This window comes from Kitasatospora sp. NPDC001175 (genome assembly GCF_053598215.1).
Map to the genome: position 1 here is coordinate 68966 of NZ_JBSFJU010000002.1, position 12411 is coordinate 81376.

Annotated in this window: 10 protein-coding genes; 7 read left to right on the forward strand and 3 right to left on the reverse strand. The window is 72.1% G+C overall.

Annotation, left to right across the window (positions count from 1 at the left end):
* The first annotated feature begins 93 nt into the window (after window positions 1-93).
* Window positions 94-3627, forward strand: a complete 3534-nt coding sequence (dnaE, locus tag ACWDAK_RS02245; protein WP_344634062.1) for a DNA polymerase III subunit alpha — start codon at window positions 94-96, stop codon at window positions 3625-3627.
* Between the two features lie 90 nt (window positions 3628-3717).
* On the opposite strand, the gene ACWDAK_RS02250 is transcribed toward dnaE, so the two are convergent.
* Entirely contained in the window at window positions 3718-4611 is an 894-nt protein-coding gene (locus ACWDAK_RS02250) for a LysR family transcriptional regulator (protein WP_344634061.1), read from the reverse strand.
* A gap of 72 nt (window positions 4612-4683) precedes the next feature.
* Here ACWDAK_RS02250 and ACWDAK_RS02255 point away from each other — a divergent pair, with 72 nt between their 5' ends.
* Both ACWDAK_RS02255 and ACWDAK_RS02260 read left to right on the forward strand, forming a co-directional pair.
* On the forward strand, window positions 4684-5556 hold the full coding sequence (locus ACWDAK_RS02255; protein ID WP_427393185.1) for a dihydrodipicolinate synthase family protein: 873 nt from the start codon (window positions 4684-4686) through the stop codon (window positions 5554-5556).
* A 188-nt stretch (window positions 5557-5744) separates the two neighbouring features.
* Entirely contained in the window at window positions 5745-6776 is a 1032-nt protein-coding gene (locus ACWDAK_RS02260; RefSeq protein WP_344634059.1) for an aspartate-semialdehyde dehydrogenase, read from the forward strand.
* 58 nt (window positions 6777-6834) lie between these two features.
* On the opposite strand, the gene ACWDAK_RS02265 is transcribed toward ACWDAK_RS02260, so the two are convergent.
* Window positions 6835-7611, reverse strand: a complete 777-nt coding sequence (locus ACWDAK_RS02265) for a hypothetical protein (RefSeq protein WP_427393184.1) — start codon at window positions 7609-7611, stop codon at window positions 6835-6837.
* Between the two features lie 186 nt (window positions 7612-7797).
* Between ACWDAK_RS02265 and ACWDAK_RS02270 the strand changes: the two genes are divergently transcribed.
* The 4 genes from ACWDAK_RS02270 to ACWDAK_RS02285 all read left to right on the forward strand — a co-directional run bounded on the left by ACWDAK_RS02270 (window position 7798) and on the right by ACWDAK_RS02285 (window position 11878).
* Window positions 7798-9000 carry an NYN domain-containing protein gene (locus ACWDAK_RS02270; RefSeq protein ID WP_344634057.1) on the forward strand — a complete coding sequence of 401 codons (1203 nt, stop codon included), beginning with the start codon at window positions 7798-7800 and terminating at the stop codon, window positions 8998-9000.
* A gap of 215 nt (window positions 9001-9215) precedes the next feature.
* The gene (locus tag ACWDAK_RS02275; protein ID WP_344634394.1) at window positions 9216-10172 is read left to right on the forward strand and encodes an ABC transporter ATP-binding protein; all 957 of its coding nucleotides are present in this window, start codon (window positions 9216-9218) and stop codon (window positions 10170-10172) included.
* A gap of 79 nt (window positions 10173-10251) precedes the next feature.
* Window positions 10252-11052, forward strand: coding sequence for an ABC transporter permease (locus tag ACWDAK_RS02280; RefSeq protein ID WP_344634056.1), 801 nt, complete (start codon window positions 10252-10254; stop codon window positions 11050-11052).
* A gap of 70 nt (window positions 11053-11122) precedes the next feature.
* Entirely contained in the window at window positions 11123-11878 is a 756-nt protein-coding gene (locus ACWDAK_RS02285) for a hypothetical protein (protein ID WP_344634055.1), read from the forward strand.
* Between the two features lie 12 nt (window positions 11879-11890).
* Here the strand turns inward: ACWDAK_RS02285 and ybaK are convergent, their stop codons facing one another.
* A complete protein-coding gene (ybaK, locus tag ACWDAK_RS02290; RefSeq protein WP_344634054.1) occupies window positions 11891-12382 on the reverse strand; it encodes a Cys-tRNA(Pro) deacylase in 492 nt (163 codons plus the stop codon).
* Window positions 12383-12411 lie beyond the last annotated feature (29 nt).

A 12411-nucleotide genomic window follows, 5' to 3' on the forward strand; every position in this document is an offset into this window, starting at 1 on the left:
ATGCGAAAGCCGTGGTCCGGGCCGTGAGGGTGGCTCGGGCCTTACGTGTTTCACCGCTCCGTGATCCAGTACCGAGACCCCGGAGGCCCCGCGTTGAGCGACCAGCCGTACGCGCATCTGCACGTCCACACCGAGTACTCGATGCTGGACGGTGCCGCGCGGCTGAAGCAGCTGTTCAAGGAGGTCGAGCGGCTCGGGCAGACCCATGTCGCGATGACCGACCACGGCAACATGTACGGCGCGGCCGAGTTCCACAAGCAGGCCAAGGCCGCCGGGATCACCCCGGTGATCGGCATCGAGGCGTACGTCGCGCCGGAGTCCCGGTCCAACACCAAGCGCATCCTGTGGGGCCAGCCGCACCAGAAGAAGGACGACGTCTCGGCGTCCGGCGCCTACACCCACAAGACCATCTGGGCCCGGAACAAGGAGGGCCTGCACAACCTCTTCAAGCTGACCTCGCGCTCCTACGCCGAGGGCTGGCTGGTGAAGTGGCCCCGGATGGACAAGGAGATCATCGCCGAGCACGCCGCCGGCCTGATGGCCACCACCGGCTGCCCCTCGGGTGAGGTGCAGACCCGGCTGAGGCTCGGCCAGTTCGACGAGGCGCTGAAGTCCGCCGCCGACTACCGGGAGATCTTCGGCAAGGAGAACTACTTCCTGGAGCTGATGGACCACGGCCTGGACATCGAGAAGCGGGTCCGCGACGGGCTGCTGGAGATCAGCAGGAAGCTGAACATCCCGCCGGTGGTCACCAACGACTCGCACTACACCACCGAGGCCGACGCGGGGGCGCACGACCTGCTGCTGTGCGTGCAGACCGGCAAGAACCTCTCCGACCCGGACCGCTTCCGGTTCGACGGCACCGGCTACTACATCAAGTCGGCCGCGGAGATGTACGCCCTGGACTCCTCGGACGCCTGGCAGGAGGGCTGCCGCAACAGTCAGCTGCTGGTCGCCCAGCGGGTCGACACCACCGGCATGTTCGAGTTCAAGAACCTCATGCCGCGCTTTCCGATCCCGGAGGGCTTCGAGTCCGAGGCGGACTTCTTCAAGTCCAAGGTCTGGGAGGGCATGGACTGGCGCTTCCCGAACGGCTACGACGAGGAGCACCGCAAGCTCGCCGAGTACGAGATGGACACCATCATCCAGATGGGGTTCCCGGCGTACTTCCTCGTGGTCGCCGACTTCATCATGTGGGCGAAGAGCCAGGGCATCGCGGTGGGGCCGGGCCGTGGTTCGGCGGCCGGTTCGCTGGTCGCGTACGCGATGGGCATCACCGACCTCGACCCGATCCCGCACGGTCTGATCTTCGAGCGGTTCCTCAACCCCGAGCGCATCTCGATGCCCGATGTCGACATCGACTTCGACGAGCGCCGGCGCGGTGACGTGATCCGCTACGTGACGGAGAAGTGGGGCTCCGACAAGGTCGCGATGATCGTCACGTACGGCACCATCAAGGCGAAGGCCGCCATCAAGGACTCCTCGCGCGTCCTCGGCTACCCGTACGCGATGGGCGACCGGATCACCAAGGCGATGCCGCCGGACGTGATGGGCAAGGGCATCCCGCTGTCCGGCATCACCGACTCCTCGCACCCCCGCTACAGCGAGGCGGGCGAGATCCGCGGCCTGTACGAGACCGATCCGGACGTCAGGAAGGTGATCGACACCGCACGCGGTATCGAGGGCCTGATCCGCCAGCCCGGTGTGCACGCGGCCGGTGTCATCATGTCCGCCGAGCCGCTGACCGACCACATCCCGGTCTGGACCCGGCACACCGACGGTGTGACCATCACGCAGTTCGACTATCCGACCTGTGAGGGCCTCGGCCTTCTCAAGATGGACTTCCTCGGCCTGCGCAACCTCACGATCATGGACGACGCCGTCAAGGCGATCGAGCGGAACAAGGGCATCAAGATCAACCTGCTTGATCTGCCCCTGGACGACAAGCCCACCTACGAACTGCTCGCCCGCGGTGACACGCTCGGCGTCTTCCAGCTCGACGGCGGGCCGATGCGCTCGCTGCTGCGGCTGATGAAGCCCGACAACTTCGAGGACATCTCCGCCGTCCTCGCGCTGTACCGCCCGGGCCCGATGGGCGTCAACTCGCACACCAACTACGCCCTGCGCAAGAACGGCCAGCAGGAGATCACCCCGATCCACCCGGAGCTGGAGAAGCCGCTGGAGGAGGTGCTCCGGCCGACCTACGGCCTGATCGTCTACCAGGAGCAGGTGCAGAAGGCCGCGCAGATCCTGGCCGGCTACTCGCTCGGCCAGGCCGACCTGCTGCGGCGGGCGATGGGCAAGAAGAAGAAGGAGATCCTGGAGGCGGAGTTCGTCCCGTTCCAGAAGGGCTGCCGCGAGCGCGGCTACTCGGACGCGGCCATCCAGGCGGTCTGGGACGTCCTGGTCCCCTTCTCCGGCTACGCGTTCAACAAAGCGCACACCGCCGGGTACGGACTGGTCTCGTACTGGACCGCGTACCTCAAGGCCAACTATCCGGCCGAGTACATGTCCGGCCTGCTCACCTCGGTCAAGGACGACAAGGACAAGTCCGCGGTCTACCTCAACGAGTGCCGCAAGATGGGCATCCAGGTGCTCCCGCCGGACGTGAACGAGTCGGACTCGGACTTCACCCCGCACGGCAGCGACACCGTCCGGTTCGGTCTCACCGCGGTGCGCAACGTCGGTGGCCCGGTGGTGGATTCGATGATCCGCACCCGGAGGGCCAAGGGGAAGTACACCTCGTTCCCGGACTTCCTGGACAAGGTCGAATCGGTGGTCTGCAACAAGCGGACGGTCGAATCCCTCATCAAGGCGGGCGCGTTCGACTCGCTCGGGCACACCCGCAAGGGCCTGACCGCCCAGTTCGAGCCGATGATCGACAACGTGGTCGGGATCAAGCGCAAGGAGGCCGAGGGGCAGTTCGACCTGTTCGGCGGGGGCGACACCAGTGACGAACCGAGCTTCGGCCTCGACGTGGTGTTCTCCGAGGAGGAGTGGGACAAGGGCTTCCTGCTCACCCAGGAACGGGAGATGCTCGGCCTCTACGTCTCCTCGCACCCGCTGCACGGCATCGAGCACGTCCTCGCCGAGAAGGCGGACTGCGCGGTCGCCGACCTCGCCGAGCGCCCCGACGGCACCATCATCACCATCGGCGGCATCATCTCGGGCCTCCAGCGGAAGATGACCAAGCAGGGCAACGCCTGGGCCATCGCCACGGTGGAGGACCTGGCCGGTTCGATCGACTGCATGTTCTTCCCGGCCAGCTACCAGCTGGTCTCCTCCCAACTGGTCGAGGACGCCGTGGTGTTCGTCCGCGGCAAGCTGGACAAGCGGGAGGACGTACCGCGGCTGATGGGCATGGAGCTGTCCGTACCGGACCTCTCCAACGCGCACGCCGAGGCGCCGATCGTCATCTCGATCCCGAGCGTGAAGATCACCCCGCCGCTGGTGGCCCGGCTCGGAGAGGTGCTCGCCCACCACAAGGGCACCACGGAGGTGCGGCTGCGGCTGGAGGGGGCCCGGCAGACCACGGTGCTCCGGTTGGACCGGCACCGGGTGAAGTCGGACCCGGCGCTGTTCGGGGACCTCAAGCAGTTGCTCGGGCCCAGCTGCCTGGCGAGCTAGCGGAGTTGTCCGCGGGGAACCGCGCGGGCCTGGCCGGGCCCGGGGCGCTCGGCCGGCCCGCGCGGTTCCCCGTCCGCCGCCGGGCACCGGTCAGCCGGCCCGGTTGCCGAGCCCGGCCGGGACGGCGGTGTGCAGGGCGGCGATGAACGCGGCCACGGCCGGGTGGGTACCGGCTCCGGCGCGGAACGCGGTACGGGTGCGCCGGTACATCGGCAGCCGGGTGAGCACCACGCCCGGATGCGCACCCGCAGTCACCCCGAGGTGCGGGACCAGCGCCACCCCCTGGCCGACCGCCACCAGGGCCAGCACCGTGGTGAAGTCGTCGATCCAATGCCTGACCTGCGGAGTGAACCCGGCTGCCTCGCAGGCGCGTTGGGCCATGGTGTGGCAGAGCGTGCCGAGCGGGGCCATGATCCACGGCGCTTCCCGCTGCTCGGCGAGGCCGCCAGGGGAGAGCGCGGCGAGGTACATCGGCTCGGTGAACAGCGGCGCGGTCACCGCCAGCCCCGGCTCCGGCTCGACCGGGACCAGGTCGTACTCGTGGACCAGCGCCACGTCCAGCTCGCCCGCCCGCACCGCGGCGGCCACCCCGGCCGGATCCACCTCGGTCACCATCGGCACCAACCCCGGGTGGCGGCCGGCCAGTTCGGCCAGTGCGGCCGGGATGATCGCGCGGGCGGCCGACGGATACGTCCCGATCCGCAGCGGACCGGCCAACCCCTGGCGGGCGTGCGCCAGTTCCGCGCCCGCCTGCTCCAGCCGCTCCAGCACCGCCTCCGCGTGCCGGACCAGGTTCCGCCCGGCCGGAGTGAGTGCGACCCGGCGCCCGGTGCGCTCCAGCAGCGGCACCCCGGCCTCCCGCTCCAGCGCTGACAGCTGCTGGGAAACCGCGGACGGGGAGAACGAGAGCGAGTCGGCGACCGCGGCGATGGTGCCGAGATGGGCGAGTTCGCGCAGCAGGCGCAGACGACGGACATCGAGCATCAGGCCACCTTACGAGAAGCGTCGGAAACGTGAACTGGACCTGCACGGTGTCCAGGCCGCAGGCTCTGAGGCATGGAACTTCAGGGGATCTACGTACCGCTGATCACGCCGTTCGACGAGGACGGCGCCATCGCCACCGAGGCACTGGAGCGACTGGCGCACTCGGTGCTGGACCAGGGTGCCGCCGGGCTGGTCGCGCTCGGCACCACCGGCGAGCCCGCCACCCTGGACGAGGACGAGCGGCGCGCCGTCACCGAGGTCTGCGCCCGGGTCTGCCGGGAGCGCGGCGCCACGCTGATCGTCGGCGCGGGCGGCAACGACACCAGGCGCAGCGCCGAGCAGCTCGCCGCGCTGACCGGGGTGGACGCGGCGCTGGTCACCGTCCCGGCCTTCACCCGTCCGGGCGAGGCGGGAGTGCTGGCGCACTTCGAGTACCTGGCCGAGCGGAGTGCCGTACCGCTGGTCATTTACCACATCCCGTACCGCACCGGGCAGGCGCTCGGCGCCGCCACCCTGCGCAGGCTGCTGTCGCTGCCGGGGATCGCCGGGGTCAAGTACGCGGCGGGTGGGATCGACGAGAGCACCGTGGGACTGCTCGCCGGTGGCGGCGGCGGGGTGCTGGGCGGGGACGACACGGTGATCTCGCCGCTGCTCGCACTGGGCGCGTGCGGAGGCATCCTGGCCTCGGCACACCTGGCCACCGAGAGGTTCGTGGAGCTGGCGGACGCCTGGCGCAAGGGCGACGCGGTGAGGGCCAGGGAGCTGGGCGCCCGACTCGCCGCGCTCTCGGCAGCCTGCTTCGCGGAGCCCAACCCGACCGTGACCAAGGGGGTGCTGCACGCCCGAGGGGTGATTCCCACGCCGGCGGTGCGGTTGCCGCTGCTCCCGGCAGATGAGGTGTCGGTGGCGCGGGCGCTGGAGCTGCTCGCGGCGCTCGACGACTGACGGACGGTACCCGGGGCGAGGGGCGCCCCGCGCGCTCTGCGGGGTTCGCGCCCGGCCCACCGGGCGCCCCCGGCGGCCGGCGGGCGGTGACCACAGCTTGGGACGAGATCCCGGATCCGGCCGTCGACCAGGCATGATGGCCAGGTGCGGGGCCAGAACGAGCACAGCAGAACAACAGGAGGAGTCCGATGAGGATCGGCATCGTAGGAGCCACCGGCCAGGTCGGCGGCGTGATGCGCCGCGTACTGGCCGAGCGCAACTTCCCGGTGGAGCAGCTGAGGCTCTTCGCCTCGGCCCGTTCGGCCGGTCAGACCCTGGAGTGGCAGGGCAGTGCGATCACGGTCGAGGACGCCGCCACGGCCGACTACAGCGGTCTGGACATCGTGCTCTTCTCTGCCGGCGGTGCCACCTCCAAGGCGCTGGCGCCCGAGGTCGCCGCGGCCGGCGCGGTCGTGATCGACAACTCCTCGGCCTGGCGCCGCGATCCCGAGGTGCCGCTGGTGGTCGCGGAGGTCAACCCGCACGCGATCGCCGACCGCCCCAAGGGCATCATCGCCAACCCGAACTGCACCACCATGGCGGCCATGCCGGTGCTGCGTCCGCTGCACCAGGAGGCCGGCCTGGTCTCCCTGGTGGTCACCACCTACCAGGCGGTCTCCGGCAGCGGCCTGGCCGGTGTGGCCGAGCTGCAGCAGCAGGCGGGCAAGGTGGTGGACGGCGCCCAGGCACTGGTGCACGACGGGTCGGCCGTCGAGTACCCCGAGCCGCAGGTCTACAAGCGCCCGATCGCCTTCAACGTGGTGCCGCTGGCCGGCTCGATCGTGGACGACGGCTCGTTCGAGACCGACGAGGAGCAGAAGCTCCGCCACGAGAGCCGCAAGATCCTGGAGATCCCCGGGCTGAAGGTCTCCGGCACCTGCGTCCGGGTCCCGGTGTTCACCGGCCACTCGCTGCAGGTCAACGCCCGCTTCGCGGCCGGGATCACCCCGCAGCGCGCGTCCGAACTGCTGGCCGAGGCGCCCGGCGTCGAGCTGTCCGAGATCCCGACCCCGCTGCAGGCGGCCGGTCAGGACCCGACCTACGTCGGCCGGATCCGGGTGGACGAGACGGTCGAGCACGGTCTGTCGCTCTTCCTGTCCAGCGACAACCTGCGCAAGGGCGCGGCGCTCAACGCCGTCCAGGTGGCCGAGCTGGTCGCCGCCGAGCTCAAGGGCCGCTGACCGGTCCCTTTTGCCGGTGCCGGGCCTCCTGGGGAGGCCCGGCACCCCGCTCCTCAGGTCAGGGCTGCGGATGCGCCGCGACGGTGACCGTGAGCGGGGACGAGACCGCGCCGCCCGTCCACTTGTCGCCGGGGGAGTACCACTCGTACTCGCCCGAGGCCGTGGCCCTCACGTGCGCCGTGACGGTTCCGGTGGCGTCCGAGACGGCGGTGGCGACCGTGCTCCAGCGCGCGCTGCCGTGCGCGCGGAACTGGAGGTAGGCCGTCCCGCCCTCGTAGCCGTGGTACTTGTTGTCGCTCCAGAACGCCCGGTTCAGCCAGCCCTTGACCGTCAGCTCCTGCCCGGCGGTGGCGTGCGAGGGCACGTCGTAGCCGGAGATCCGGGCCGCACGCTTGAGCGAGAAGCCGCCCGCGGTCTGGCCGACGAACCGGTCGCCGTCATTGGCGTTCACCTTGAGGTCCACGAACCAGGTGCCGGCCTCGTCGTTGTAGACGTCCTTCCTGGACGGGTCCACCGTCGCCGTGCCCCGGCAGACCGAGACGGTGTGCGAGGTCGGTTCGCACGTCATCGGGCTGACCTTCAGCACGCCGTACGAGGGCCCCCAGACACCGATCGGACTCACCGAGCGGATACCGGAGTCGTCCTGCGCAGTCACCTCCACCGGGAAGGTGATCGGGTCGGTCGGGCCGACCAGGATCGTATGACCCTTGTTGACGGTGATCCCGAGCACCCGGGTGTCGCCCTGCGAGGTGTCGGTGGTGACGGTGGGCACCAGCAGTACCGCTCCTGCCGCCAGCACGCTCGCCGCGCACAGAACCGCGATTCTCTTCCGCATCAGTCCCTCAGCATTGCCAGTGGCCGGGCCCGCTCTTGCCACACATGATCCGATCGGACGGTTCACCGCCCGATCGGAGGGTAAAGAAGTGCGCAACGGTAGTGCGGTCCGGGGTCCGGCGCCCCCGCAGGGTGCACCGGCGCACCTCCGGTCACCGGTGGCCGACCCGGAGAAGAGGTGCGAATCATGGACCGCTGCGCCGTCCTCGTGGACGCCGGATACCTGTTGGGAGCAGCCGCCAGCCTACTGGCCGGAGAGCCCTCCCGTTCCCGGGTGTCGGTGGACCATACCGCTCTGATCGCCGCGCTGCGGGCCCGGGCCGAGGCCGAGACCGGGCTTCCGCTGCTGCGGATCTACTGGTTCGACGCCGCCCCGGACCGCCGTCCGCTGCCCGAACACCGCAGGCTCCGGGTGCTGCCCCGGGTCACCGTACGCCTGGGCGCGCTCACCCGCGCCGAGGGCCGCTGGGTGCAGAAGGGCGTGGACGCCGTGATGCACGCCGAACTCGCCGAACTCGCCCGCAACCGCGCCTGCGCCGATGTGGTGCTGGTCACCGGGGACGGCGACCTGCTGCCCGGCATGATGTCCGCCAAGGAGCACGGTGTGGTCGTCCACCTGTGGGCGCTGCAGGCCGCCGACGGCGACTTCAACCAGTCCGAGGACCTGGTCGGCGAGGCCGACGAGCGCCGGGTGCTGGACCGCGAGTGGATCGAGGCCTGGGTACGGCTGCGCGAGGCCGCGCCCGCCCATCCGCTCGGCGAGCCCCGCCCCGAGATCGCCCAACTGCTCGCCGCCCCGCCCGCCGCGGGCCACCCCGGGCACCCGGTTGCCCGGCCCGGCCCGGAGCAGCCGGCCGCCCTCGCCGACGAGACCCGGCAGGCCGCCGCGCTCAAGGTGGTGCCGACCCCCAGGGACCTCGCCCACCGGGCACCCGCCCCCGCCGCCGCGCCGGCCTCGATCGTGCTGCGCTGGTCCTCCGAACGCGGCTGGGTGGACCGGCCCGGAACGGAGCACCACGGCACTGGCGACAGCCTGCCGATACTCGCCCAGCTCACCACCGCCGAGCAGCGCTGGGCCGATCGCGAGGAGGACATCACCAAGATCGGCGGTGACGCCCACGAGGTCGGGCAGGTCTTCGCCCGGCGCTGGATCGACCGCCTCGGCTCGCCGTCCCGGCTCACCCCGCTGTGGGCCGACTACCCGCGCATCCCGCACCGCCTGGACGGCGAGCTGCTGCGCTACGCCGCCCGGTTCGGACTGCTCGCGCACAAGGACGACCAGATCGACGAGCACGACCGCTACGCGATCCGGGCCGGCTTCTGGAAGGAGCTCGCCGCCCGGGTGCCCGGCGGCGAGGCGCTGGGTACCGACGGTCCCGCCGACGGGTGAGCCCACCGGGCGCCGGGCCGGGACGGCGTTGGTGATTGCAGCCCCCTTGTCCTGATCTGCTCTGCGGGCGCGTAGAGTCTTCGACCGTGAGCGACACCGACCGGCCGGCCCCGCAGGCCGGGCCGCAAGGCGACCTCGGCGGTACCGGGCGATACACCGGGCAGTGCTGCACCGTACGAGACCTTGCCAAGACCTACCGCAGCCCGAGCCGGGGCCTGGGCCGAGGCCGCAGCCGTGACGCCGCCGCCGCGGGCGCCGAGCGCGGCGCCACGGGCGAGGTCCGGGCCAACGACGGCATCGACCTGGACGTCCGGTGCGGCGAGATCTTCGGACTGCTCGGCCCGAACGGCGCCGGGAAGTCCACCCTGGTCCGCCAGCTCACCGGGCTGCTGCGCCCCGACCGGGGCAGTGTGCACATCCTCGGCCACGACATCGTCCGCCATCCCGAACGGGCCGCCCGGCTGCTCGCCTACCTCGGGCAGGAGTCCACGGCGCTGGACGAGCTGACGGTGGCCCTGGCCGCCGAGACCACCGGCCGGCTGCGCGGGCTCACCCCGGCGCGGGCCCGCGGTGAGACGGCCGACGTACTGGCCGAGCTCGGCCTCGAACCGATCGCGCACCGCCCGCTCGCCAAGCTCTCCGGCGGCCAGCGCCGGCTGGCCTGCTTCGCCGCCGCCCTGGTGGGCGAGCGGCCGCTGCTCGTCCTGGACGAGCCCACCACCGGTATGGACCCGGTCGCCCGCCGTGCCGTCTGGTCGGCGGTGGACCGCCGCCGCGCCGAGCGCGGCACCACCGTGCTGCTGGTCACCCACAACGTGATCGAGGCGGAGACCGTCCTGGACCGGGTCGCCGTGGTCGACCGCGGCCGGGTGATCGCCTGTGACACGCCCGGCGGCCTGAAGGCACTGGTCGACGGTGACGTCCGGCTGGACCTGGTCTGGCGGACCGAGGCCCCGACCGACGTCCCCGCCGTCGCCCGGATCGCCGAGCAGGCCGAGCGCTCTGGCCGCCGCTGGACCGTCCGAACCAGCCCCGAGCAGGCCCGGGAGCTGGTCACCGCGGTGACCACCGGCCCCGCCTTCGCGGCCCTGGACGACTTCACCCTGGCCACCCCAAGCCTGGAGGACGCCTACCTCAAGCTGGGCGGCCGAGGCGGAGGGCTGGCGAAGTGAGGCCGGGGCATCCGCACGGGGGCGAGGGGGCGGCTATCGGTGACGGAAGAGTGATGATCGTTTCTTTCGAGGTGGACCGGTGACCCTGCTCGACCGTCCGGCGGCGGTGACCGAGACCGCCGCTCCGCTCGCGCCCGCCGCGCGGCTGCTGCCCGCGCTGGCCGCCGTCTACCGGGCCCAGCTGGCCCGGGCCAGGGTGGCCCGGATCCCGCTGCTCTTCGTGGCGACCTTCCAGTCGCTCGGCATCCTGGTCATGATGCGCGGGGTGGTGGACGCCGGGGAGAACTCCGCCGCGCGCGCCGTGGTCGCGGGCTCCAGCGTGCTCGTGGTCGCCTTCGTGGCGCTCAACCTGCTCGCCCAGTACTTCGGCAAGCTCCGGGCCACCGGCGGACTGGACCACTACGCGACGCTGCCCGTCCCGCCCGCCGCCGTGGTGCTCGGCGCGGCCGGCGCGTACGCCTCGTTCACCGTGCCCGGTGCGCTGGTGACGGCCGCGGTGGGCGCGGTGATGTTCTCGCTGCCGCTGGCCAATCTGTGGGTGCTGCTGGCGGTCGTCCCGCTCGCCGGCGCCGCGCTGTCCGGTCTCGGCGCGGCCTGCGGGCTGCTCGCACCACGCCAGGAGATCGCCACCCTGCTGGGCCAGCTCGGGATGTCCGCCGCCCTGCTGCTGGGCGTCCTGCCGGTGGACCACCTGCCGCAGGCAGTGCGCTGGCTGCGCGACCTGCTGCCCTCGACGTACGGAGTCGAGGCGTTCGCCCGCACCTTCGGCCCCGGGCCCGACTGGGCGGCCGTGGCCGGCGACCTGGCGGTCTGTGCGGCGGTCGGCCTTGCCTCGTTGACCCTGGCGACCTGGGCGTACCGCCGGGCGACCACCCGCTGAGCCGGGCGGAGCGGGGCCTGCGACGAGGGCGGACCCGTCCGGATCCGGCGAGTCGTGAAACGATGGCCCCGTGACCGTACCGAACACACCTGCGGAGCCGGGCGCCGAGCAGGTGCCCGACGCCGACCCGTACGCAGCCGATCTGGACCTCCGCGAGCCGCCGCGGGAACGGCGGCCGCTGCTGCCGGAGGTGAAGATCGCCGCGGTGCTGACGGTGGCCGGGGTGCTGCTGGGCGTCGTCGTCGGTCTGCTCTGGCTATGGCTGGCACCCCGGGTGATGCTCGTAGCGGCCAGCGACGCCATCCGGTACGTCGATCCCGAAGGGGAGCAGCGGGCCGGCGCGGACAGCCTCTTCGCGCTGCTCGGGCTGGCCGCCGGGGCGGTCAGTGCGCTGGCCGCCTTCCTGCTCACCCGGGCGCGGGGCGGCGGCGTCGCCGTCGCGGCCGGCCTGACCGCGGGCGGTGTGCTCGGGTCGCTGCTCGCCTGGCAGCTCGGGGTCCGGCTCGGGCCGAGTACGGACGTGGTCGCGAACGCCAAGGCGGCCGGGATGGGCGTGCAGTTCAGCGCCGCGCTCCAGCTCGGCGCGAAGGGCGCGCTGATGGTGTGGCCGATGACCGCGCTGGTGGTGCTGCTGATCCTGTCGGCCGCCTTCGGCAAGCGGGAGGAGGACCCGCCGCCGTACTGGGCGGGCCCGGAGTGGACCGGCCCCGGTGAGCCGGCCGTCCACCCCGAGGACGGGAACGCTCCCGCGCCCGCGGAGAGCGCGGAGCAGCCCGAGGAGAACCCGAAGCCCCCGACCGGACAGGGGCCCACGCCGCCCGCGTAGGCCAGGCAGGCCCTAGCGGCTGATGGGGGCCGTACGGGCGCCGGTGAGGGCGGCGAGGTCGGCGGGGGAGAGCTCGACCTCGAGGCCGCGGCGGCCGGCCGACACGTAGACGGTCGGGTGGTCGAGGGCGCCGGCGTCCAGGACGGTGCGCAGTGGACGGCGCTGGCCGAGCGGGGAGATGCCGCCCCGGACGTAGCCGCTGCTGCGCTCGGCGGCCGCCGGGTCGGCCATCGCCGCCCGCTTCCCGCCGACGGCGGCGGCCAGCGCCTTGAGGTCAAGCTGCTTGGACACCGGGACGATGCCGACCGTCAGGGTGCCGTCCACGTCGGCGACCAGGGTCTTGAAGACCCGGCCGCCGTCCACGCCCAGGGCCTCGGCGGCCTCGCCGCCGTAGGAGGCGGCCGCCGGATCGTGCTCGTAGGCGTGCACGGTGAAGGCGACCCCGGCCGCCTCCAGCGTCACCGTCGCGGGCGTGCCCTGCCCGCCCTTCGTCCTCTTCGCCACAGTCGACCCCTCGGCCCTCGGCTCTGTCG

Coding starts and splice junctions, on each gene's coding strand:
- ACWDAK_RS02255 (WP_427393185.1), top strand. CDS start 4,684: ATGGAACTTCAGGGGATCTACGTACCGCTGATCACGCCGTTCGACGAG.
- ACWDAK_RS02270 (WP_344634057.1), top strand. CDS start 7,798: ATGGACCGCTGCGCCGTCCTCGTGGACGCCGGATACCTGTTGGGAGCA.
- ACWDAK_RS02250 (WP_344634061.1), bottom strand. CDS start 4,611: ATGCTCGATGTCCGTCGTCTGCGCCTGCTGCGCGAACTCGCCCATCTC.
- ACWDAK_RS02260 (WP_344634059.1), top strand. CDS start 5,745: ATGAGGATCGGCATCGTAGGAGCCACCGGCCAGGTCGGCGGCGTGATG.
- ACWDAK_RS02265 (WP_427393184.1), bottom strand. CDS start 7,611: ATGCGGAAGAGAATCGCGGTTCTGTGCGCGGCGAGCGTGCTGGCGGCA.